18 protein-coding genes and 1 tRNA gene are annotated in these 23027 nt (G+C 71.1%); 9 read left to right on the plus strand and 10 right to left on the minus strand.

What is annotated here, in order from left to right:
* Positions 1–7: 7 nt before the first annotated feature.
* From LX16_RS21335 to LX16_RS21350, 4 genes are all read left to right on the plus strand, one after another.
* Positions 8–103: transfer RNA gene (locus LX16_RS21335), tRNA-Sec, on the plus strand.
* 65 nt (positions 104–168) lie between these two features.
* Positions 169–1458 (plus strand): L-seryl-tRNA(Sec) selenium transferase, encoded by a 1290-nt coding sequence (gene selA, locus LX16_RS21340; protein WP_147142248.1) that lies wholly within the window; start codon positions 169–171, stop codon positions 1456–1458.
* Positions 1459–1470: 12 nt separating this feature from the next.
* Positions 1471–3228: a selenocysteine-specific translation elongation factor gene (locus tag LX16_RS21345; RefSeq protein WP_244615931.1), complete on the plus strand. Its 1758-nt coding sequence runs from the start codon at positions 1471–1473 to the stop codon at positions 3226–3228.
* A gap of 209 nt (positions 3229–3437) precedes the next feature.
* A complete protein-coding gene (locus LX16_RS21350) occupies positions 3438–4772 on the plus strand; it encodes an MDR family MFS transporter (protein WP_158645681.1) in 1335 nt (444 codons plus the stop codon).
* A gap of 19 nt (positions 4773–4791) precedes the next feature.
* On the opposite strand, the gene LX16_RS21355 is transcribed toward LX16_RS21350, so the two are convergent.
* Complete coding sequence (locus tag LX16_RS21355) at positions 4792–6102, minus strand: D-arabinono-1,4-lactone oxidase (RefSeq protein ID WP_147142257.1); 1311 nt, start codon at positions 6100–6102, stop codon at positions 4792–4794.
* Positions 6103–6364: 262 nt separating this feature from the next.
* Here LX16_RS21355 and LX16_RS21360 point away from each other — a divergent pair, with 262 nt between their 5' ends.
* A complete protein-coding gene (locus LX16_RS21360; RefSeq protein ID WP_147142965.1) occupies positions 6365–6913 on the plus strand; it encodes a TetR family transcriptional regulator in 549 nt (182 codons plus the stop codon).
* A 162-nt stretch (positions 6914–7075) separates the two neighbouring features.
* On the opposite strand, the gene LX16_RS21365 is transcribed toward LX16_RS21360, so the two are convergent.
* Positions 7076–7834, minus strand: coding sequence for an SDR family oxidoreductase (locus LX16_RS21365; RefSeq protein WP_147142260.1), 759 nt, complete (start codon positions 7832–7834; stop codon positions 7076–7078).
* Positions 7835–8050: 216 nt separating this feature from the next.
* On the opposite strand from LX16_RS21365, the gene mshA reads away from it, so the two are divergent.
* Together mshA and LX16_RS21375 are read left to right on the plus strand one after the other, a co-directional pair.
* A complete protein-coding gene (gene mshA / locus LX16_RS21370) occupies positions 8051–9388 on the plus strand; it encodes a D-inositol-3-phosphate glycosyltransferase (protein WP_147142263.1) in 1338 nt (445 codons plus the stop codon).
* Between the two features lie 9 nt (positions 9389–9397).
* On the plus strand, positions 9398–9871 hold the full coding sequence (locus tag LX16_RS21375; protein WP_147142266.1) for a YbjN domain-containing protein: 474 nt from the start codon (positions 9398–9400) through the stop codon (positions 9869–9871).
* 215 nt (positions 9872–10086) lie between these two features.
* On the opposite strand, the gene thpD is transcribed toward LX16_RS21375, so the two are convergent.
* The 4 genes from thpD to ectA all read right to left on the minus strand — a co-directional run bounded on the left by thpD (position 10087) and on the right by ectA (position 13288).
* Positions 10087–10929, minus strand: a complete 843-nt coding sequence (gene thpD, locus LX16_RS21380; protein ID WP_147142967.1) for an ectoine hydroxylase — start codon at positions 10927–10929, stop codon at positions 10087–10089.
* Positions 10930–10973: 44 nt separating this feature from the next.
* Positions 10974–11396: an ectoine synthase gene (locus LX16_RS21385; protein WP_147142269.1), complete on the minus strand. Its 423-nt coding sequence runs from the start codon at positions 11394–11396 to the stop codon at positions 10974–10976.
* The gene (gene ectB / locus LX16_RS21390; protein ID WP_147142272.1) at positions 11393–12646 is read right to left on the minus strand and encodes a diaminobutyrate--2-oxoglutarate transaminase; all 1254 of its coding nucleotides are present in this window, start codon (positions 12644–12646) and stop codon (positions 11393–11395) included. Before ectB ends, LX16_RS21385 begins: the two co-directional genes overlap by 4 nt.
* A gap of 108 nt (positions 12647–12754) precedes the next feature.
* Positions 12755–13288, minus strand: a complete 534-nt coding sequence (gene ectA, locus LX16_RS21395) for a diaminobutyrate acetyltransferase (RefSeq protein ID WP_147142276.1) — start codon at positions 13286–13288, stop codon at positions 12755–12757.
* A gap of 433 nt (positions 13289–13721) precedes the next feature.
* Here ectA and LX16_RS21400 point away from each other — a divergent pair, with 433 nt between their 5' ends.
* On the plus strand, positions 13722–14468 hold the full coding sequence (locus tag LX16_RS21400) for a DUF998 domain-containing protein (RefSeq protein WP_158645682.1): 747 nt from the start codon (positions 13722–13724) through the stop codon (positions 14466–14468).
* Between the two features lie 52 nt (positions 14469–14520).
* Here LX16_RS21400 and LX16_RS21405 read toward each other — a convergent pair whose 3' ends face one another.
* From LX16_RS21405 to LX16_RS21420, 4 genes are all read right to left on the minus strand, one after another.
* Entirely contained in the window at positions 14521–15489 is a 969-nt protein-coding gene (locus LX16_RS21405; RefSeq protein ID WP_147142281.1) for a nucleoside triphosphate pyrophosphohydrolase, read from the minus strand.
* A gap of 3 nt (positions 15490–15492) precedes the next feature.
* Complete coding sequence (locus tag LX16_RS21410) at positions 15493–16179, minus strand: hypothetical protein (protein WP_147142284.1); 687 nt, start codon at positions 16177–16179, stop codon at positions 15493–15495.
* 329 nt (positions 16180–16508) lie between these two features.
* A complete protein-coding gene (gene mfd / locus LX16_RS21415; RefSeq protein ID WP_147142286.1) occupies positions 16509–20132 on the minus strand; it encodes a transcription-repair coupling factor in 3624 nt (1207 codons plus the stop codon).
* A gap of 142 nt (positions 20133–20274) precedes the next feature.
* Positions 20275–21087 (minus strand): metal-dependent hydrolase, encoded by an 813-nt coding sequence (locus LX16_RS21420; RefSeq protein WP_211354679.1) that lies wholly within the window; start codon positions 21085–21087, stop codon positions 20275–20277.
* A 265-nt stretch (positions 21088–21352) separates the two neighbouring features.
* Between LX16_RS21420 and LX16_RS21425 the strand changes: the two genes are divergently transcribed.
* A complete protein-coding gene (locus tag LX16_RS21425; RefSeq protein ID WP_147142289.1) occupies positions 21353–22456 on the plus strand; it encodes a hypothetical protein in 1104 nt (367 codons plus the stop codon).
* Positions 22457–23027 lie beyond the last annotated feature (571 nt).

Genomic DNA, 23027 nt, shown 5'->3' on the forward strand with positions numbered 1-23027 from the left:
CCTCCACGGAGGCGGGCAGGTGTCTGGTGGCCCTCACGATCTTCAAAATCGATGCGGCCGGGTCGCCCGGCCGGGCGGGTTCGATTCCCGTACGCCTCCGCCACAGCCGTTCGGACGTCGGCATTCTACGCACACCGGTCGTCCACCGCCGGACCGCCGGGAGACACAGTGGACGACATCCGGAGGCGGGTGCCCCGCACCGACGCCGTACTGGCCGACGACCGGTTGCGGGCCGCCGCCGCCACGCTGGGAAGACGCCTGGTCCGCGAGGTCGTCGCCGACACCCTGGCGCGGGTGCGGGCCGGTGAGATCCCGCCGGAGTCCGCCGCCGACGCCGCGACGGCGGCCCTGCCCGACACCGCCGCCGGGCTTCGCGAGGTCCTCAACGCCACCGGCGTCGTCGTCCACACCAACCTGGGCCGGGCCCCGTTGTCCCGCGCCGCCCGTGACGCGGTGGTGGCCGCCGCCGGGTACACCGACGTGGAGTTCGACCTGCGGGACGGCCGGCGCGCACCTCGCGGCCGGACCGCGGTGGCGGCGTTGGCGGCGGCGGTGCCGGAGGCGGAGGCGTGCCACGTCGTCAACAACAACGCGGCGGCCCTGGCACTCGTGGCGACCGTGCTCGCCGCCGGCCGCGAGATCGTCATCAGCCGGGGTGAACTCGTCGAGATCGGTGACGGATTCCGCATTCCCGACCTGTTGACCGCCACGGGTGCCCGGCTGCGGGAGGTCGGCACCACGAACCGGACGTCCCTCGACGACTACGCCGACGCGATCGGATCCGGCACCGGATTCGTGCTGAAGGTCCATCCCGCCAACTTCACGCAGACCGGTTTCGTGTCGGCCGTGCCGGTGGGGCGGCTGACCGGCCTGGGGGTCCCGGTCGTGTCGGACGTCGGTTCGGGGCTGCTGCGCCCCGACCCGGCACTGCCCGGCGAACCGGACGTCGCCACGGAACTGCGCGCCGGGGCGCACCTGGTGACCGCCAGCGGTGACAAGCTGCTGGGCGGCCCGCAGGCGGGCCTGATGCTGGGTACCCGGGACCTCGTGGACCGGCTGCGCCGCCACCCGCTGGCCAGGGCGTTGCGGGTCGACAAGCTCACCCTGGCCGCCTTGGAGGCCACCCTGTCCGGCCCGCCGACGCCCGTCGCGGCGGCGTTGGCGGCCGACCCGGAACGGTTGCGTGACCGTGCCGAGGCGGTCGCCGCCGCGCTCACCGGGCACGGTGTCGAGGCGGTCGCGGTCGCCTCCACCGCACGGGTCGGCGGGGGTGGCGCGCCGGAGGTGTCGCTGCCGAGCGCCGCGGTGTCGTTGCCCGCCGGACTCGCCGGTCCACTTCGGAACGGCCGGCCCGCCGTCGTGGGGCGGCTCCACCGCGACCGGCTGTTGCTGGACCTGCGGGCCGTCCCCGCCGACGCGGACGACCGGCTCGTCGCGGCCGTCCTGGCGGCGGGCTGAACCGTGTACGTCATGGCCACCGCCGGGCATGTCGACCACGGCAAGTCCACCCTGGTGAAGGCCCTCACCGGAAGCGACCCCGACACGCTCGCCGAGGAACGGCGACGCGGACTCACCATCGACCTCGGCTTCGCCTGGACCGTCCTGCCCGGCGGCGCGGAGCTGGCCTTCGTGGACGTCCCCGGGCACGAGCGGTACATCGGCAACACGGTCACCGGTATCGCGACGGCCCCGGCCGTGCTGTTCACCGTCGCCGCCGACGACGGTTGGATGCCGCAGTCGCAGGAGCACCTGACGGCCGTCGACGCCTTCGGGATCCGGCACGGGCTGTTGGTCGTCACCCGCGCCGACCTGGCCGACCCGGCGCCCGCGACGGCGGAGGCGACGGCCCGTATCGCGCGTACCGGGCTGGGCCGGGTGGCGGCGGTCGCGGTGAGCGCCCGGACCGGCGCCGGGATGCCGGAACTGCGGCGGGCGCTGGCGGCCTTCACGGCCGGGCTGCCGTCCGCCGACCCGGCGGCACCGGTCCGGTTGTGGATCGACCGGGCCTTCTCGGCACCCGGGTCGGGGACGGTCGTCACGGGCACCCTCGCCGCCGGGTCCATCCACATCGGTCAGTCGCTTGAGGTGTCGCCCTCGGGCGAACGGGTCCGGGTGCGGGGCCTGCACCGGTTGGGCCGGGCCGTGGACGGGGTGACCGGCCCCGCGCGGGTGGCGGTGAACCTCGCTCGCGTCGCGGTCGCCGCGGTGCCGCGCGGTCGTGCCCTGGTCGCGCCGGGGCGATGGTGGCGCACCACCACAGTGGACGTGACCTGGCCCGCGACCGGACGGCCGCCCACCGAGGTATTGGTCCACTGTGGCACGGCGGCGGTTCCGGCGCGGGTCCGGCCGTTGGGTCCCGACGCCGCGCGGTTGACGTTGCGGCGGCCACTGGACCTGCACCACGGCGACCGGATCCTGTTGCGCGACACCGGGCGGCGGGTGTTCGTCCCGGTCACCGTCGCCGACCCCGACCCACCCGTGTTGACCGGCCGGGGCGCCGCCGCCGCGCGCGGCAGGCTGCTCGCGACCGGTTCCGGTGCGGCGGTGCTGCTCCGCGGCCACGACGCGATGCGCGGCGCCGACCTCGTCGCGATGGGCGTGACGCCGGAGTCCTCCGGCCACGACGGCTGGCTGCTCGACCCCGACCACCGCAGGCGCCTGGCCACCCGGCTGGCCGAGGTGGTCGCCGCCCATGACGCGGCCCGGCCGCTGGACCCCGGCGTGCCGGTCGCCGACGCCGCCCGGTCACTCGGGCTTCCCGAGGGCCTGCCGGTGGCGGCGATCCTGGAGCCGCCGCTGGTGGTCGCGGAGGGCCGGGTCACCCGGGCGGGGGCCGAGGCGCTGCCCGCCGAGGTCGCTGCGGGACTGGCGGCGCTTACCGACGAACTGCGCGCACACCCGTTCCGGGCGCCGACGGTGCGACGACTCACCGAACTGGGCCTGACACGTGCCGCCCTGGCGCGCGCGGTGAACCTGGGCGTGCTGTGGTCGTCGGGGGCGGTGTACCTGTCGCCCGACGCGCCGGAGCGGGCCGCGGCGGTGGCGCGGCGCCTGCCGGAACCGTTCACCGTCGGCGACCTGTCCCGGGCGTTGGGTGGTGGCCGACGGGTCGCCATCGCGTTGCTGGAACACCTGGACGCGGCCGGCGTCACCCGGCGGGCCGCCGACGGCACCCGCACCCTCACCCCGCGAGCCCGGGACACCGCCGACCACGCCGATCTGCGTTGACCCGGCCGGGCCGCCTCCGGACAGCCCACCGGCATCTCGCGGTGGTCGGTGGCGGTGGCGGGCGACGTCCGGAGGCGAGGTGCCGACCCGGGCAGTGACGGGCGACACCGCAGGTGAGCAAGCACACCGGTTAACGACGCGACAGGGGACGCCGGGCGGGCGTGTAATGGGTGCCGCCCCTTTCACCCCCTACCGAAACCGAGGCTCCCGTGACCGCCGTGCGCAACTGGTTCCGCCTGACCGTCGGCGGCCTGCCGCGCGCCTTCTGGCACCTGTGGGTCGTGACGTTGATCAACCGGCTCGGGTCCTTCGTGTTGATCTACCTGACGATCTACCTGTCGGTGGTCCGCGACCTGGAACCGGGAACCATCGGCCTGCTGCTGAGCGCGCAGGGGGCCGGCGCCATCGCCGGAACCCAGTTCGCGGGGGTGCTCACCGACCGGTGGAGTCGCCGCAAGACCCTGATGCTGTCGAACTTCGCGGCCTCGGTGGTGTTGCTGGCGTTGGCCTTCGCCGAACAGGTGTGGGCGATGGGCGTGATGCTGGTCCTGCTGGGCGCCGCCCTCAACATGGCCCGCCCGGCGTTCTCCGCCATGATCACCGACATCATCCGGCCCGCCGACCGGGTCCGCGCGTTCACCCTGAACTACTGGGCGATCAACCTCGGGTTCGCGGGCGCGGCACTGCTGGCGGGACTGGTCGCCGGTCTCGACTTCCACCTGATCTTCTTCGTGAACGCGGCGGCGCTGGCCGCGACGGGACTGCTCGTGCTGCTGAAGGTCCCCGAGACGCGGCCGGTCGTGGTCGCGGCGGACCCGGCGGCGGCCCCGGTCCGTGTGGGGCGTGTGCTGGTGCGCGACCGGGTGTTCCTGTCGTTCATCGGCCTGACGTTCCTGCCCGCGTTCCTGATGATCTCACTGGAGACCCTGCTTCCGTTGCAGGTCACCGGAAGCGGCCTCACCGAGCAGCAGTACAGCTACATCATCGCCACCAACGGCGTGATCATCGTCGCGGGGCAGTTGTTCATCCCGCGCCTGGTGGAGGGCCGCCGGCGTTCCCGGGTGCTCGCCCTGTCGTGTCTGTTCTGGGCCGCCGGTGTCGGCTTCGTCGGTGTGGCCGACACGGTCGCGGTGTTCATGCTGACGGTCCTGATCTGGACGATCGGCGAGATGTTGCAGACCCCGGCGAACTCCGCGACGATCGCGGACCTCGCCCCGCCGACCATGCGCGGCCGGTACCAGGCCGCCTACTCGCTGGCGTTCCAGGTGTCCGGCCTGGTGGCGCCGGTGCTGGGCGGGCTCGGGATGCAGTACCTGGGGCGCTGGTGGTGGGCGGTGGCGGCCGGCGTGGGCGTGGTCGCCGCGATAGGCAACCTGGTGGCCGAACCGGCCCGGGAGCGCCGGCTCGCGGCCGTGTACGCCGCCGAGGCCCGGGCGGCGAAGGAGACCCAGGCGGCCCAAGACGATTCCGCGACCGCCCCGGAGCCGGTGGCCCCCGCCGACCGCCGGCGCGACGACACCGGTGAACTGGCCGCCGTCCGCTGACGCGGGGCCGGCGGAAGGTTCAGGCGCCGAGTACGCGGTCGAGGTAGGGGTTGCCGAACACCCGCCCGGGGTCGAGGCGGTCGCGCAGCGCCAGGAAGTCGCCGAAGCGGGGATAGTCGGCGGCCAGGTCGGCGGCGGTGCGTTCGTGCAGCTTCCCCCAGTGCGGTCGCCCGCCCAGTTCCCGCATCACGGCCTCGACCTCGTCGAAGTAGCCCCGGTACGGCATGCCCCGGTACTGGTGCACCGCGAAGTACACCGAGTCGCGTCCGGTCGCCGTGGACAGCCACAGGTCGTCGGCGGCGGCCACCCGGACTTCGACGGGGAACACCACGCGGTGCCGGGCGGCCGCGGCGCGCAGCCCCTCGAACGCGGCGGCGAAGGACCCGCGCGGCACCGCGTACTCCATCTCGACGAACCGGACCCGCCGCGGGGTGCAGAACACGGCCGCCGAGTCGTCCATGTAGGTGCGCGCCGACAGCGCGCGGGCCGATATCGCGGTGATCGCGGGGACGGTCGCGGGGACGGCCCGCCCGAGGCGGCACACCGCGCCGAACACCCGGTTCGACAGGAACTCGTCGTCGAGCCAGCCTCGGAACCGGGACAGTGGGGGCGCCTCCCCAGCCCGGTTGTTGCGTTTGACCAGTGCCCGGTCGGCGCCGGGGAACCAGTAGAACTCCATGTGGTCGTTGTCGTCGGCGAAGGCGTCGAAACCGGCCAGGACGGTGTCGAGCGGCATGGGGCGTTCGTCGGCGTGCAGCCGGAACGCGGGGACGCAGCGCAGCGTGATGTCGGTGACCACGCCCAGGGCTCCCAGGTTGACCGCGACGGCGGCCAGTTCCGGGGAGTCGGCGTCGTAGCGGCGGACGGTGCCGGTGCCGTCGACGAGGGTGACGCCCGCGATGAAGGTCGCGAGTCCGCCGAGCCGGGCCCCGGTGCCGTGGGTTCCGGTGGCGGTGGCGCCCGCGACTGTCTGGGCGTCGATGTCGCCGAGGTTGGGCATGGCGAGACCGTGCGCGGCGAGCAGCCGGTTGAGGTCGTGCAGCGTCGTGCCCGCCGGTACCGTCACCAGCCCGGTGGCCGGGTCCACCACCGGCGCGGGCCGGTACGCGTCGAGCCGGATGAGGTTGTCCGGGGCGGCGGCTATCGCGGTGAAGGAGTGACCGGATCCGACGGCTTTGAGCTTTCCACCGCGTTCCCCGACCGCCTCGACTAGCGTGGTGACCTCGGCGAGATCCCGGGGGGCGTGGATCCGTGTCGGGTGGGCGGTCGCGGTGCCGGCCCAGTTGGTCCATCCGGTGGTGACAGTCACGCTAACGTGAATACTCCTCATCTTGCGGTTCGTCAAGGGTACGGTCGGCGGATCGACCACGCCGGGAGTACCGGCCCTGACACGGGTCGGGGGCGATCATCCGGGAGAATTCACACCGGATGCGAACCACGAAGGAGAAGACGTGTCAACGGTAGCTGAGCACCGGGCCACGACCGGCCGGACGAGCGGCGGCGGGTCGTCGGTCCGGACGCGGTCCACCGAACCCGAGGGCACCCTCCGGCGCAGGCCGGTGCAGCAGCGCAGCACCGAACGGGTGACCCGGATGCTCGACGCGTGCGCGGCACTGCTCGACGAGATCGGCTACACGAGACTGACCACGACCCTCATCGCCCAGCGCGCCGAGGTCGCCATCGGCTCGATCTACCAGTTCTTCGGCGACAAGCGCGCAGTCGTACGGGCACTGGGAATGCGCCACCTCGACACGTTCTTCACCCGCGTGGAGGCCCACATCGCCGCCGAACCGCCCCGGCAGTGGTGGGACATAGTCGACACGGTCATCGACGAGTACATCGAGATGCACCGCACCGAGCCCGGCTTCAGAACACTCCACTTCGGAGACATAGTGGACGTTCACCTGCTGGACGACTCCCGCAGCAACAACGACGTCCTCGCCGCCCGGCTCGCCGAACTGCTAGACGAGCACTTCGGACTCCCGATGGCCCCACCGACCGGCCTCGCCGTCATGGTCGCCGTCGAGACCGGCGACGCGCTCGTCAAACTCGCCTTCCGCAAGGACCCCGACGGAGACGACGAGATCCTGGCCCAGGCGAAGGTGATAATCCGCGACTACCTGTCGAAGGTCGTCGGCTGACACCGCCCGACGGTGGAGGGAGACGAGCCGCCCACCCGAGAGGGTGTGCCGCCACAAGCGGTGGGCGGCTCCCAACAAGACCGAAAGAGGTCATCGACACCGACGGTACCGCAGCCACCGCCGCCCGGCAGCCGTATTTCCGGTGCCGCCGTTCAGGATCCGTCAGGACCCCGGCACCCGGTGCACCTTGTGATTGGCGGCCTGCGCCAACGGCCGCACCACCAGCCGGTCCACGTTCACGTGATGCGGGCGCGTCGCCACCCACGCCACGCAGTCGGCGACGTCCTCGGCGATCAGCGGCTCCGCCACGCCCTCGTACACCCGCGCGGCGGCCGAGGCGTCGCCACGGAACCGCACCAGCGAGAACTCCTCGGTGCGCACCATCCCCGGATCGATCTCCATCACCCGCACCGGCCGCCCGTTCAGCTCCAGCCGCAGCGTCTCCGCCAGCACCGACTGCGCGTGCTTGGCCGCCGAGTAGCCACCGCCGCCCTCGTAGGTGCGCAGGCCCGCCGTGGAGGAGACCACCACGACCGAACCCGCGCCGGAGTCGAGCAGCGCCGGCAGCAACGCCTGGGTGACCCGCAACGTCCCCAGCACGTTCACGTCGTACATGCGCCGCCAGTCCTCGACGTCGGCGTCGGCGACCTCCTCCAGACCGATGGCGCCCCCGGCGTTGTTGACCAGCAGCGTCAACGTGCCGGGCAGCCCCGCCACCGTCGCCGCCAGCGAGTCCACGTCCGGCTGCGAGGTGATGTCGCAGGTCACCGCGACACCGTCGATCTCGGCGCACAGCTCGGTCAACCGGTCGGCGCGGCGGGCCGCCGCCACCACCTGGAAACCCTCCGCCGCCAGCCGCCGCGCCGTCGCGTACCCGATTCCCGATGACGCCCCGGTCACCACTGCGATAGGTCTGGTCATCCCGCCATGGTGCCACCGGCGGGCGCGGGCGCGGCACGCTCCCCGGCGGAGCGATTCAATGATTCATGTCGATCAGCTCACGTTTCGGGTGCCGGCGCGTCGCGGGATAACGTCATGTCGGGAAGATGCCAGCCGACGAATCGGTCATCACCGGCGACCCGGACCGTCGACGTGACCGCCGACTCCGGCTTCCCCGAGCCTTAGGAGACACCGCAGATGCGTAGCCCACGGCGCCGCGAACTGAACCGGGCGGCACGACCGTGCACCGGACGCCAGACGCCCCGCAGGGTCGCCATGCTGTCGATGCACACGTCCCCGCTGGAGCAGCCCGGCACCGGGGACGCCGGCGGCATGAACGTGTACATCATGCAGACCGCCCGGCAGCTCGCCGCCCTGGACGTGGAGGTGGAGATCTTCACCCGGGCCACGTCCTCGTCCCAGCCGCCGGTCGTACCGGTGTCGCCGGGCGTCCTGGTCCACCACGTCCCGGCCGGACCGTTCGAAGGACTCGCCAAGCACGACCTGCCGTCGCAGCTGTGCGCGTTCACCGCCGGGGTGCTGCGCGCCGAGGCCGCCCGCCCGGCGGGGCACTTCGACGTCATACACAGCCACTACTGGCTGTCCGGGCAGGCCGGATGGCTGGCCAAGGAACGCTGGAACGTGCCGCTCGTGCACTCCGCGCACACCCTCGCCAAGGTCAAGAACCTCAACCTCGCCGAATGCGACACCCCGGAACCCTTCGCGCGCGTCGTCGGCGAGGAACAGGTCGTCGCCGAGGCCGACGCCCTGGTCGCCAACACCGCCGCCGAGGCCGGTGAACTCGTCGGCCACTACGGCGCCGACACCGAGCGTGTCGCCGTCACCGCCCCCGGCGTCGACACCGAGGTCTTCACGCCCGGTGACACCGCCGAGGCCCGGCGGCGCCTCGGCCTGCCCGCCGACGCGATCGTGCTCGGCTTCGCCGGCCGCATCCAGGCGTTGAAGGCACCCGACGTGATGCTGCGCGCCGTCGCCCGGCTCCGCGACCTCAATCCGGCTCTCGCGGCGCGGATCCGGGTCGTGATCGTGGGCGGCCCGTCCGGTGTCGGCACCGACTATCCGGAGAAACTGGCGGCCCTGACCGCCGAACTCGGCCTCGACCGGGCCGTCTCGTTCCTGCCGCCCCGCTCCGGAGCCGGGCTCGCCGAGGTGTTCCGGGCCTGCGACGCCGTCTGTGTCCCCAGCCACAACGAGACCTTCGGACTGGTCGCCCTGGAGGCGCAGGCGTGTGGCGTACCGGTGGTCGCGACCGCCGTCGGCGGCCTCACCACCGCGGTCGCCGACGGCCGCACCGGGATCCTCGTCGGCGGCCACGACGAGACCGACTGGGCCGCCGCCCTCAACCGCCTGCTGACCGACCCGGACCTGCGGGCGCTGATGGCCGCCGAGGCGGTCCGGCACGCCGACGGCTTCACGTGGCGGCGCACCGCCGGCGACCTGATGCGGATCTACTGCGACGCCGTCATACGGCGGCGGGCGGTGTCGCCGCGCCGGGCGGGCATCCCGGGGCGGTAACGTCGGGGCATGGCGGACTTGGCGGCACTGCTCGACGCGTTGGAGGCCGACTGGGAACCGACCGGGGACCGGTCGTACCTGGTGCGGCTACCGGGCGTCCACAAGCTCAAGACCAACTGCAACCTGATCGTCGAGGACCACGCGTTGCGCGTCGAGGCGTTCGTGGTGCGCCACCCCGAGCAGGACCACGAACGCCTGTGGCGACTCCTGTTGCGCCGCAACGCCGGGATGTACGGGGTGTCGTTCGCGGTGGACGACCACGGCGACGTGTACCTGATGGGACGGGTGCCGCTGTCCACTATAGATGAGGCGGAACTGGACCGGCTGCTGGGCGCGGTGTTGACCTACGCCGACGAGGTGTTCGACACCGCGCTGGAGATCGGCTTCGCCGACTCCATCCGCCGGGAGTGGCGGTGGCGCCTGTCGCGGGGCGAGTCCACCCGGAACCTGGCGGCCTTCACCCACCTGCGCCCCACCGACTGACCCGCCACCCCTCCCCCTCAGATGCGCCTTGGGTGGTCTGAGGCCCATCGACGTGCCTCGAATAGGCTCGAATGTCCGATTTCTGGCGGGCCTACGACCACCCAAGGCGGGCTCCAGACCACCCAAGGCGGCGTTTTCGGGGTGGGGAGAGGCCGGGCAGGGGCGCGCCCCGCCGCCGGGGGGATGACGACGGGGCGCGCGCTCCGGGGGTCGGGTCAGCGGGGCACCGGGGTGAAGTCCCGTGTACCGATGAACTCCGGCCGGGGCTGGGGCGCCGCGAACGGTTCCACGCAGGTGTTCTCGACGCTGTTGAACACCACGAAGAAGTTCGAACGCGGGAACGGCGTGATGTTGCCGTTCGACCCGTGCATGCAGTTGCAGTCGAACATGGTCGCCGAACCGGCCGGTCCGGTGAACAGTTCGATGCCGTGCTTCTCGGCGAGCACACTGAGGCTGGTCTCGTCGGGAGTGCCGATCTCCTGCTCCTTCAGCGACTCCCGGTAGTGGTCCTGCGGGGTCTCGCCCACACAGGACACGAAGGTCTTGTGGGAGCCGGGCATGATCATCAGCCCGCCGTTGTAGGCGTGGTTGTCGGTCAACGCGAACGACAGGCTCACCGCGCGCATCCGGGGCATGCCGTCCTCGGCGTGCCAGGTCTCGAAGTCGGAGTGCCAGTAGAACGGATTGCCGCCGAAACCGGGCTTGTAGTTGACCCGGCTCTGGTGCACGTACACGTCGGACCCGAGGATCTGCCGGGCACGGCCCGCCACCCGCTCGTCACGCACCAGCGCGGCGAACAGTTCCGAGATCTTGTGCACCTCGAAGATCGACCTGACCTCGTCGGAGCCCTTCTCCCGCACCACGCGTTCGTCGCCGTCGAGCGACTCGTCGGTCAGCAGCCGGTTCAGTTCGTTCTGGTACTGCGCCAGCTCACCCGGCGACACCAGTTCGTCCACCGTGAGGAAACCGTCGTCGGCGTACCCGTCGAGGGTGGGCCCGTCGATCGGGCCGTCGGAGGCCGTCCCGTACACCACCGGGTCCTCGTTGCGGTACAACATGACCGGTTCACGGCCGGAACGTGTCGGATAGAGGTCGCGAATCGTCACTTTTCGTCCTCCGGTTCGGTGAGGAGTGGATATACCCCGTTCTCGTCATGCACCTCGCGACCGGTCACCGGCGGATTGAACACGCACACGGTGCGCACGTCGGTGTGGGCGCGCAACGTGTGGCGCTCGTGCCCGTCGAGCAGGTACATGGTTCCGGGAGACAGCCGGTACTTCTCGCCCGTCTCCCGGTCGGTCAGTTCGCCCTCGCCCTCGATGACGTAGACGGCCTCGACGTGGTTGGCGTACCACATCGACGTCTCGGTCCCGGCGAACAGGACGGTGTCGTGCAGCGAGAACCCGACGCCGTCGCGCGCCAGCAGCAGCCGGCGGGACCGCCAGGTGCCCTCCGCGACGTCGCGGTCGTTGCCGAGGACGTCGTCCTCGGTGCCGATCACGTCTTCGAGCCTGCGGACCTTCATGCCATCTCCTTCATGACCGCGCGCACCGAGTCGGCCAGAACGGAGAGGCCGTCGGCGAGCTGTTCGTCGGGCGTGTTCAACGGCGGCAACAGTTTCACCACCTCGTCCTCGGGACCGGCCGTCTCCACCAGCAGGCCGCGTTCGAACGCCTCGGCGCACACCGCCGACGCCAGCCGGGTGTCGTCGAACACCAGGCCCCGCGCCAGCCCGGAACCCCGGGTGGACACGCCGTCGTGTTCGTCGGCGGTCTCGGCCAGCCGCGCCGCCACCAGGTGCGACTTCGCGCAGGTGGCCTCGGCGAACGCCGAGTCGGTCCAGAACTCGTCCAACGCGGTGGCCGCGGTGACGAACGCCGGGTTGTAGCCGCGGAACGTGCCGTTGTGCTCGCCGGGCTCCCACACGTCCAGGTCGGGCCGGAACAGTGTGAGTGCGAACGGGAGGCCGTAACCCGACAGCGACTTCGACAGGCACACGATGTCGGGCGTGATGCCCGCCGCCTCGAAGCTGAAGAACGGACCGGTGCGACCGCAACCCATCTGGACGTCGTCGACGATGAGCAGGATGTCGTTCTCCCGGCACAACTGCGCCAGTGCGCGCAGCCACTCCGGGCGGGCGACGTTGACGCCGCCCTCACCCTGCACCGTCTCGACGATGACGGCGGCCGGTTGGGCGACACCGGAACCGGAGTCCTCCAGCAGGCGCCGCATCCACAGCAGGTCGGGCATCTGACCGTCGAGGTAACGGTCGTACGGCAGGGTCATGGTGTGCCCCAACGGGACACCGGCACCCTCGCGTTTCATCGCGTTGCCGGTCAGGGCGAGCGCGCCGAGCGTCATGCCGTGGAACGCGTTGGTGAACCGGGCGATGAGTTCCCGGCCGGTGACCTTGCGGGCCAGTTTGATGGCCGCCTCGACGGCATTGGTGCCCGCCGGACCGGGGAACTGCACCTTGTAGTCGAGGCCGCGTGGCTTCAGGACGACGTCCCGGAACCGGGACAGGAAACGGGATTTGGCGGCGGTGTGCATGTCCAGGGCGTGGACGATGTTGTCGCCGGTGAGGTACTCCAGCAGCGCGGCCTTCAGCACCGGGTGGTTGTGTCCGTAGTTGAGTGCGCCGGCTCCGGCGAAGAAGTCGATGTAGGACTTGCCGGACTCGTCGACGACCGTTGACTGCGTTGCTCTGGTGAACACCGTGGGCCAGCCACGGCAGTAGGAGCGGACCTGGGACTCTACTTCTTCGAATACACTCATGGGTCTTCCGGGTCGGCCTGTGGCCGCTGCCCCGATGCACCCGCGGACTGGGCCGCCCGGCAGGGCACGCGCCCGGGCCGGCTCGAAGCCCGGACGTGGATACGCGCGTCAGCGGCGGCCCAACGGGCCGATCAGGAACCGGAACTCCGGTTCGTGTCCGCTGCCGAGCATCTCCTCGGAGAACAGCGCGTCCCGCGTGAGAGTCGCCTCGCGCGCGGCGGCGAACGAGGTGAACAGTCGCGTGGACGGCAGGTTGCCCGGGGTGACGGTCGCCTCGACGTGGTCGACCCCGTGCGGGATCGTCCGGTCGGTGAGGTGATCGAGCATTCGCCGGGCCAGCCCCTGGCGGCGATGACTCGGTGAGACCGCGACCTGCCAGACGAACAGCACGTGGTCGTCGGCGGGGCGGCGGTACCCGGTGACGAATCCCGCGAGACGGTCGCCGTCATTGGCGACGACGCTGGTCGCGGCGAAGTCCCGGCACCACAGCACGTAGCTGTAGCGGGAGTTCACGTCGAGGGTTCCGGTCGCCTTCGCCAGTTCCCACATGCGGCCGCCGTCGTCCAGCGTCGGGGTCGCCAGCCGGAATCCGGTCGGCTCCGAGACGTGGACGGCGGGCTCACTCGTGTCACTGAGGGGCATGGGTGCAACTTACCCGATCCGCCGGACCTCGAACAACGTGCCGTTTTGCCCGGTTATATCCGGACGAATCCGGGCGAAACGAATCGGTAGATTGTTGACAATATGCTGGCCAACAACCAGATCATCGTCAGAATGAGCCCGCAACGAATACTTGGTGACGGATTGGTAACGATTCGGTCGCCGTACGGTGATGATCGCAGCCCGGGGGCTCGCGATCGGCCGACCGCAGTACCCCGGCGCGGTATTCCACCGCCGCAGAGGGTCCACTGCGGACTCCGTCGCGCCGGAACCCCGTAACGGCACCCGGTGCCATCACGGCTACACCGAAAGCGGCACACCGGATCCGTCTCCGGAACGAGGCCACCGGCCCCGACGACCCGCACCATGGACCCACCCCACCCCACCCCACCACGCCGACCGGAGGCCGGAACGGATGCCCGAACCGCAGTACATCGCGATGGCCGCCGTCATGGCGGCCACGGCCGTCGCCTGCCTCACCTGGCGAGACGGCCGGCCCCGCCGGATCGCCGGTGTCCTCGCCTGGCTGCTGCCATTGGGATACATCCTGGTCGAGGTGGTCGCGATCTCGGCAGGCACCGTTCCGTACGACCCGTCGGCGCAGCCGATGAGTGACCTCGGTGTCACCACCTGCGGTACCGGCACCTACCCCTTGGCGGACTACCCGATCTGCTCGCCCCTGCACGACCTGGTCAACTGGGCGAACGTCCTCGCGGGTACCGGAATCGCCGCCGGGGCGATGTGGCTGCGCGGCACCTGGCCGCCCGGGCGACGTACCACCGCCGCGACGGTACTGCTCGTCGTCTTCGGGCTCTGCAACGCGATTCCCGGCCTCATACCGGCCGATGTGGACTTCGTCGCGCACGTCGCCGGGACACTGCCCGGCATGGTCGTGCAGATCCCCGCGCTGTTCCTGCTCGCGGCGGTACTGCGCCGGGCCGGGGCCACCGGGCCCGCCCGATGGACGACGGTGTGCGCGACTGCGACCACCCTCGCGCTCGTCCTCATCCCGGTGCAGCCGTTCCTGGACCTGCCCGGCGGCCTGTTGCAACGCGCCCTGTACTTCTCGGTCTACCTGTGGGCCGCCGTCGCCGGTGTGGAGCGCTACCGGGCGACCCGGCCCGCGCCTCTTATGGCGGCCACCGGCCCCGCTTCCCGGTGAGACCGTGCGGGCTTCCGACGCCGAGGACTTCGACGCGTGCCCCCGCCCTTGTTCAGCTGGTGCGGTCCTCGGTGGCGCGGGCGGTGTCGGCGTACCGCAGTGCGGCCTCACGCAGCGCCGACTCCGCGTCCACCCCGGCGGCACGGGCCGCCGCGACCGCCGCCAACAGGGCGTCACCGACCTCGTCGGCCGCACCGTCCACCGGCGCGGAAGGCCACGCGGGCACCGGAACGTCCAGTCCCGCCCGCTCCACCCGTGACAGGAACTTCGCCGCCAACGACAGCGCCGGTTGCGCCGACACCACACCGTCGACGGCGTACCGGCGTTCGGGTTTCTCCTCCGCCTTGATGGCGTCCCACCGTTGACCGAGTTCGTCCAGATCGGACGCGGTCACGTCACCGAAGACGTGCGGGTGGCGCCGGATCAACTTGGCGACCACGTCGGCGGCCACGTCGTCGGCGTCGAAACCCGATTCGGTGTCCTCCGACGCCAGGCGGGCGTGCAGCAACGGCTGGAACAACAGGTCGCCCAGCTCCTCCCGCAGGTGCGCGGGGTCGCCGGAGGCTATCGCGTCCGCCGTCTCATACGCCTCCTCCAACAGGTACGGCGCGAGACTGCGATGCGTCTGCGCGGCGTCCCAGGGGCAACCACCGGGAGACCGCAACCGGTCGATCACCGCGACCAGGTCGAGCAGCCGCGCCCCCGGCGGATCCCACGACCCGTACAGCAACTCGAACTCGACACCGGGGGAGTCCGGCAACCGGCGCCCGATCGCCGCCGCCAGGGTCTCGTCACCGTCCGGCCCCGCCAACCAGACACCACCCGACGACAGGAGCCGGTCGGCGGCCGACTCCGGCGGCACGACCGTCACCTCGACATCGTCGTCCCGCAACAGGACGGCCAACGGCGACTCCGCCGCGGCGAACACCGCCGTACCGCTGCACAGTACGTCCCAGGCGGCCGCGCTCAACAGCCCGGCCGGGAGCCGGGGCGAGGTGATGAGCCAGTGGATGTGCGGCATGGGTCAGTTCGGCACCGGGACGGTGAGCATCACGCCGCTGGGGTCGTAGAACGAGATCACCGAGACCCGGCCGTAACGCGGGTTCGTCTGCACGTCGTACTCGGCCACGTAGTCGGCGAGCTGCCGCCGTTCACCGACGATCCGTTGACCGGTCTCGCCGTTCAGGGTGACCGCAAGCTGCGAGATGCTCGCCTCGTCGAGCGGCTGACCCGTTACGGCGATGAAGTTGGCGGCGACGTCCGCCACCTCCTCGTCGGTCGGCGCGGCCGGTTCCGCGCCCTGCTTCAACATGGCCCGGTAGCCCTCGGCCTCACCGAGCAGCGCCACGAACGGGTTGTCCTCCGGCAGGCCGGTGCGCTGCGTCCAGCCCTCCCGCGCGGTCGCGTCCGCGGTCTCGTCGGGGGTCGCGCCGGTGTCGGCGGCGACCTGCCTGCCCAGTTCCACGACCACGAACGCCTCCATCACCTGCTGCCGGACGCCGCCGAAACCGGTGGTCATCTGGTCGGGGCCGGAGGTGAACAGTTCGGTGGGAACGCTGTCGACGACCTCGGAGATCTGCGTGTCGGTGACCCGCACGTCACCGACGAACAACGCGGCGCCCTGCTCCACGCGGCAGGCCGACACGGTGGCCGCCGCGGCGATCCCCAGGACGGCCGCCAGGACCAGGCGGCGTGACATGCGCGGTTTCACGGGGATACCTCCAAGGTGTTCGGACCAGCAGCGAGCTTAAAGCATCCCGGCCCCACCCCCTCACCCCGCTTGGTCCCCGGCAGGTGGCGCTTGTCCCTCCCGTGTTCCGCTTGGTCCCCGGCAGGTGGCGCTTGTCCCTCCCGTGTTCCGCTTGGTCCCCGCCGCGTCGGCGAAGTCCGCCCGAAATATCACATACATGCCTACATGTCCGCATCTGGCGGGGACCAAGCGCGCAACGGCGGGGACCAAGCGGAATGGGGCGCGCAACGGCGAGGACCAAGCGGGACCGAGCGCGCAACGGCGGGGACCAAGCGCGAGCCCGTGCCGGGTCAGCCCGACGTGGCGGCGGACTTGGCCGGCTCCGTCACCTGGTCGATCAGCTCGGCGCACCACTGCAACAACGCGACACCGTCGAGCGGGCTGCCGCCCACCCTGGCGGTCTGCGGCCGGCCGACCGAGATCAGGTCCGCCGCCTTCTTGTACACCGCGTCGGGGTAGTACCGCTTCAACCGCATCTGCTTGGAGTCCGGCAACTCGATCGGGGAGAACCGGATGTGCCTGCCCTGCAACGACACCTCCGACAGGCCGCGCGACCTCGCCAGCAGCCGGAACCGGGCCACCTGCACCAGGTTCTCGACCGTCTCGGGCGGTTCGCCGTACCGGTCGGCCATCTCGGAGCGCACCTCGTCCAGTTCGGACTCGGTGTGCACCTCCGCGATCTTGCGGTACATCTCCAGCCGCAGCCGCTCCACCTCGATGTAGTCGTAGGGGATGTGCGCGTCCACCGGCAGGTCGATCTTCACCTCGGTGAGGATCTCGTCCTTGGCGCCCTTGAAGGTGCGGACCGCGTCGCCGACCATCCGCACGTACAGGTCGAAACCGACCCCGGCGATGTGACCGGACTGTTCCCCGCCCAGCAGGTTCCCGGCGCCGCGGATCTCCAGGTCCTTCATGGCCACGTACATGCCCGCGCCCAGCTCGGTGTGCTGCGCGATGGTGGCGAGCCGTTCGTGCGCCTGCTCGGTCAGCGGCTTCTCCGGCGGGTACATGAAGTAGGCGTACGCGCGTTCCCGGCCGCGCCCGACCCGGCCCCGGATCTGGTGCAGCTGCGACAGTCCGAGCAGGTCGGCCCGTTCCACGATCAGCGTGTTCGCGTTGGGGATGTCGATGCCGGACTCGATGATGGTGGTGGACACGAGTACGTCGAACTCGCGTTCCCAGAAGCCCTGCATGATCTGTTCGAGCCGCGTCTCGCCCATCTTCCCGTGCGCGGTGACGACCCGCGCCTCGGGCACGATCTCGCGCAACCGGGCAGCGGCCTTCTCGATCGACTCCACCCGGTTGTGCAGGTAGAACACCTGACCGTCCCGCAGCAGTTCACGGCGGATCGCCGCACCCACCTGGCGGGGGTCGTAGGCGCCCACGAACGTCAGCACCGGGTGCCGTTCCTCCGGTGGTGTCGCGATCGTCGACATCTCCCGGATGCCGGTCACCGCCATCTCCAGGGTCCGGGGGATCGGTGTCGCCGACATCGCCAGCACGTCCACGTGCGCCCGCAGCGACTTCAGGTGCTCCTTGTGCTCGACGCCGAACCGTTGTTCCTCGTCCACGATGACCAGGCCCAGGTCCTTGAAACGGGTCTCGGCCTGCAACAGCCGGTGCGTCCCCACGACGATGTCCACCTCGCCGGCGGCCAGTCCCGCCTGGATCTGCTCGGCCTCCTTCGGAGTCTGGAACCGCGACAACTGCCGGATCGTCACCGGGAACTGCGACATGCGGTCGGTGAACGTGTTGAAGTGCTGGCTCGCCAGCAGGGTCGTCGGCACCAGCACGGCGACCTGTTTGCCGTCGGTGACGGCCTTGAACGCCGCCCGCACCGCGATCTCGGTCTTGCCGTAACCCACGTCGCCGCAGATCAGCCGGTCCATCGGGACGGTGGCGCGCATGTCCCGCTTGACCTCGTCGATCGCGGCGGCCTGGTCGGGCGTCTCGTGGTACGGGAACGCGTCCTCCAGTTCCCGCTGCCACGGCGTGTCCGGGCCGAACGCGTGCCCCTGGGTCGCCTGCCGCGCCGCGTACAGCTTGATCAACTCGGCGGCGATCTCCCGGACGGCCTTGCGGGCGCGGCTCTTGGCCTTCTGCCAGTCGGAGCCGCCGAGCTTGTGGACGGTGGGCATCTCCCCACCGACGTAACGGGTCAACTGGTCGAGCGCGTCGGTCGGCACGAACAACCGGTCACCCGGCTGGCCGCGTTTGCTCGCCGCGTACTCCAACACCAGGTACTCGCGTTCGGCGCCGTTGACGACCCGCCGCACCAGTTCCACGTACCGGCCGACGCCGTGCTGTTCGTGCACGACGTAGTCGCCCGCCGACAACTCCAGCGGGTTGACGCCGCCGCGCCGCCGCGACGGCAGCCGCCGCATGTCCCTGGTGGTGGCGCCCTTGCCGCCGGAGATGTCGTCCCCGGTGAGGACCGCCAGCCGGTTCGCGTCGTCCACGACGCCCTTGGTGAGGCCGCCGACGGTGACGGTCACCTGTCCCGGCGGCAGCTCCGCGACCTCGCCGGCCAGGACCGCCCCGATCCCGGCGTCGTGCAACTGCTCCACGGCCCGCTGCGCCAGGCCGTGCCCGGCGAACACCAGGCACACCCGCCACTCCGCCGCCACCCACCGGCGCACGTCCTCGGCGAGTTTCGCCGCGTTGCCGTGGTAGAGCGGCGCCTGCACCGCGTTCACCGCGATACCGGTCTCGTCGCCGTCGTACACGTCGGTGACCCGGATCGCGTCGCCGGTGATGGCCGCCAACTCGTCCTCGGTGGACTCCGGTGCCGCCGTACCGAACGGGCTGATCGACCACCACGGGCAGTCGTGCGCGGTAGCGGCCTCGTGGACCTCACCGAGGCTGCGGAACGCCGCCGCGCCCAGGTCGATGGGCGCGTCTCCGCCGGTCGCGGCCGCCGCCCAGCTCGCCTGCAGGAACTCCTCACTGGTGGCGACCAGGTCGTGCGCCCGGGACCGGATCCGTTCGGGGTCGCAGTTCACCACGATCGTGCCCGCCGGGAGGGTGTCCACCAGCAGTTCCAGTCGGTCGGCGCCCAGCAGGGCTGGAGTCAGCGACTCCATGCCCTCCACCGGGATGCCCTCCGCCAGTTGTCCGCACATCTCGGCCAGGCCCGGGTGCCGCTCGGCCAGCTCGGCGGCGCTCTCGCGGACCGCGGGCGTCAACAGCAGTTCCCGGCACGGTGGCGCGAACACCGTCTCGGCGTCGGCGAGGGAACGCTGGTCGGCGACGGAGAACGTCCGGATCGAGTCGATCTCGTCGCCGAAGAACTCCACCCGCGACGGGTGCTCGTCGGTGGGCGGGAAGACGTCCAGGATGCCGCCCCTGACGGCGAACTCGCCGCGTTTCTCGACCAGGTCCACCCGGGAGTACGCCAGATCCACCAGCGTCGCCGTCACCTCGGACAGGTCCGCTTCACCGCCGCGCCGCAGCCGTACCGGCTCCAGGTCGCCCAGGCCCTTCAACTGCGGTTGCAGCATGCTGCGGACCGGGGCCACCACGACACGCAACGGGGCGCCGCCGGGGCGCGCCAACCGGTGCAGCACCGCCAGCCGGCGGCCCACCGTGTCGCTGCGCGGCGACAACCGCTCGTGCGGCAGGGTCTCCCACGCCGGGTAGAACGCCACCGAGTCGTCGGGCAGCAGGCCCGCCAGGCCGTCGGCCAGTTCCTCGCCCTCCCGGCTGGTCGCGGTGACCGCCAGCACGGTACGGCCCGCCCCGGCGTCGGAGGCCAGGCCGGCGACCAGGAACGGACGCATCGCGGTGGGCGCGGTGACGTCGACCAGTTCGGCGGGGGAGCCGCCGGACGCCGCCAGCCGGACGGCCCGTCCCACGCCCGGTTCGGTCAACGCGGCCGTCAGCAGACCGGAGAGGTTCTTGGTGGACGATTTCATGGTCAGAGCTACCCCAAACACCGACAAAACGGGCAAACCGATCGGACTGCGGGCATACCGCAGCGCCGACCGGCAACTCTACCCCCGCCGACCGACGGCCCCGAAGGCTCGGCCCGGGCGGCGGGACCCGTATCGGGCGGGCCTACTCCAACAGGCCCGCGAACAGCTTGCGCATCTCCGGCAGCAGGAACAGCATCGCGCCGACGGCGGCCGTCGTGAACACCGGCATCAACACCTTGGTCTCCACCTTGCTGCCCGCCCGGATCGCCATCTTCTTCGGCAGGCCGATCTCGTACCACAACTGCCGCTTGATCGGCACCGGGAAGACGATCGGGCAACCCATCTTCGTGATCATGTCGCCGAAGGTGTGCACGACGCAACCGATCCCGACCGCCGCGCCGAGCACCGCGTAGGAGTTGTTGCCCGGTAGTAGCTGATAGAGGCCGAACGCCGTGGCCAGCGACAACAAGGTCACCACCCACCAGCCCTGCTTCTTCGCCCAGTCGTTCATGACGCCACGGATCGCCAACCCCGTCAACACGAACATCACACCGATCACGGCGGGCTTGCCGAAACTGTTCACCAGCGCCGCGACCCCGATCCCCAGCAGTGCGGCGAACAACCACGTGTGGGTGAAGGTGCGGTGACCGTTGGTCTTCTTACCGTCCTTTTTGGTGCGCGTGACGAGATAGATTCCCAGGGACGCCTTCTCGACGCACTCGGCGACGAACAACGAGACCACGCCGAACGTCCGGGCGACCGTGGCGCCGCCCTTGTTCTGCAGCACCCGGCCCGAACAGTCGAGGTCGGGAAGCAGCGCCGCCCCGGTGCAGGCGATGGTGCCGATGGCTATCGTGGCGGGTTCCTGGTGGTAGTCGAAGACGCCTTCGGCGACGGCGGAGGCCACCAGCCATGCCGCCGCCCCGGACACCGCATGGGTGGGGCCCATCACCATGGGTAGCTCCTCAATGGCTATTCTGTTTTGGACAAGGGGTAGGCGTCCAGGTTGTCAGACGTCCGCCGGTCCGTCTCGCGCGGGTTGACGTTGCGAGGCCGTCGTTCCCGGGCGCCGGTCACCGCACTGGGAATACCCGGGCGGGCCGAGCCCACGACGAACGGCCGGAAGCCGGTTCCCGGGGGAATCCGGTGACCGGGAAGCCGATGCGGGAATGGGCAACCGGACCTACGCACGCCACGTCACCGGCGTATATCTTGGGCGCATGTCCTCCCGGTTTGCTCGAATCGTCATGCCCGTCGCGCTGGGACTCGCGTTGACGACGACCGCCTGCGGCAACGTCGCCGCGGCCTTCAACCGCTACGGCCCGCCCGGCTACGTCACGGTGGCGCAGGCCGGCGAACTGGCCCCCGCCAACACTTTCGACGCCGGCGCCGACGGCCGCCCGGGCCAGCTCATCGGCCCGCACTACCACCTGGAACTGTCCGGTTACTCGGTGATGTCGGAGGTCCCCGCCGAACACGCCGCGGCCTTCGGTTTCGACGGGGGCCCCATCCGGGCCAAGGAGGGCACCGAGTTCTTCGTCGCGGTCGCGGGACCGGCGACCGTTCCCGCGAGTGGACCGGTGACGGCGGTCCTGCGCGTCGGCGACGAACAACGCCCCCTGGAACGGCTTCCCGCCGCGGGAGAGACCATCGCCGCCGTGATCCCACAGGGCGCAGACGTACGACTGTCCGTAATGGACGAAAAGCGCGGCCAGACCCTCGACCTGCGCACCGGCGACCGCCCCGAGGCCGTCGCGGGCTTCTACAACGCCGCGTTCGAATCCGCCGACCCCGCCGACTACGAGGGTGAGGGCGTCGCGGTCGGCGACGCCGGATCGGGCTACCTGCCCGAGAACCGCGACCTCACCATCAGCATGAACGTCGACGTCGCGCAACGCTCGCCGTGGCTCGAGGAACCCGGTTGGGCGCCCGAGGGCGAGGTCTGGATCGGTGTGCCCATCAGCGGGATGACCACCAACGCGGTGTGGGGCTTCGACACCGGACCCGACAGCCACGAACCCATGATGCTGTGGGAGTTGAAGCAGAGCGACCTGTTCTCGCTCACCCCCGAGGGTGGGGACGCCGTGGACGCCGAGGGCGACCTCACCTTCGTCGCCGACGAGGACAGTCCCTACTACGGGACCCCCGACAGCCCCTTCGACCCCGACTCGACGACCCTGTACTTCGCGGTGCCCGAGGACACCGTCGCCGCCGAACTGAAGATCTCACCCGGCGGCAAACTCAGCGCCGAATGGGCCGACGTCGACGGCAGGGGAAGCTGGGACAAGAAACCCAAGTCCGGCAAGATCGACCTCGAGTTCTGACCGACACGCGCCCGGAGACGTGCAGGGCTGCCGAAGGAAGGGTGCGTCGCCCCTGATTCGGCCAGTGGTGGCACAGCCCACGAGCTGACAGCCACCTGTGCGCCGAACCATGCGTTCAGCCGACTCCGATGCGCACGGCGAGATCCCGGAGACGCCATGTCGCGCCGGGAGCTGCGAGCAGGTGGGCGGTGAGCTGCTGTGCCCATGGCCGGCAGCGGATCTCCTGTGGGACATCCTGCTCGGCGCGAAGCAGGGTGTCGGCGGCATCGGCGTTGCGGCCCCGCCCATACAGAGCGAGGGCGGTGTCCTCCCAGTACCGCGCCCGCAGGCGGTCTGCCGCCGGACCCCCGTAACGGCGGCGGACGCTCGGCTTGGCGGCGGGGATCGGCGCGCCTGTGTCACCCGGTACGCCCCGCTCCGCCGGGAGATTGCATCGGACTGTCCGTAGGTGGCGCCGCGGGCACGCGGCGCGCCCGGCCACTGGCACCGGCTCACCCGTCCACCACCCGAACCTCCGCGCCGGCCGCCGCCGACCGGCCCCCGACTGGCGCGCCGCGCGTAACATCGCCAC

Source organism: Stackebrandtia albiflava (assembly GCF_007994225.1).
Taxonomy (GTDB): Bacteria; Actinomycetota; Actinomycetes; order Mycobacteriales; family Micromonosporaceae; genus Stackebrandtia; species Stackebrandtia albiflava.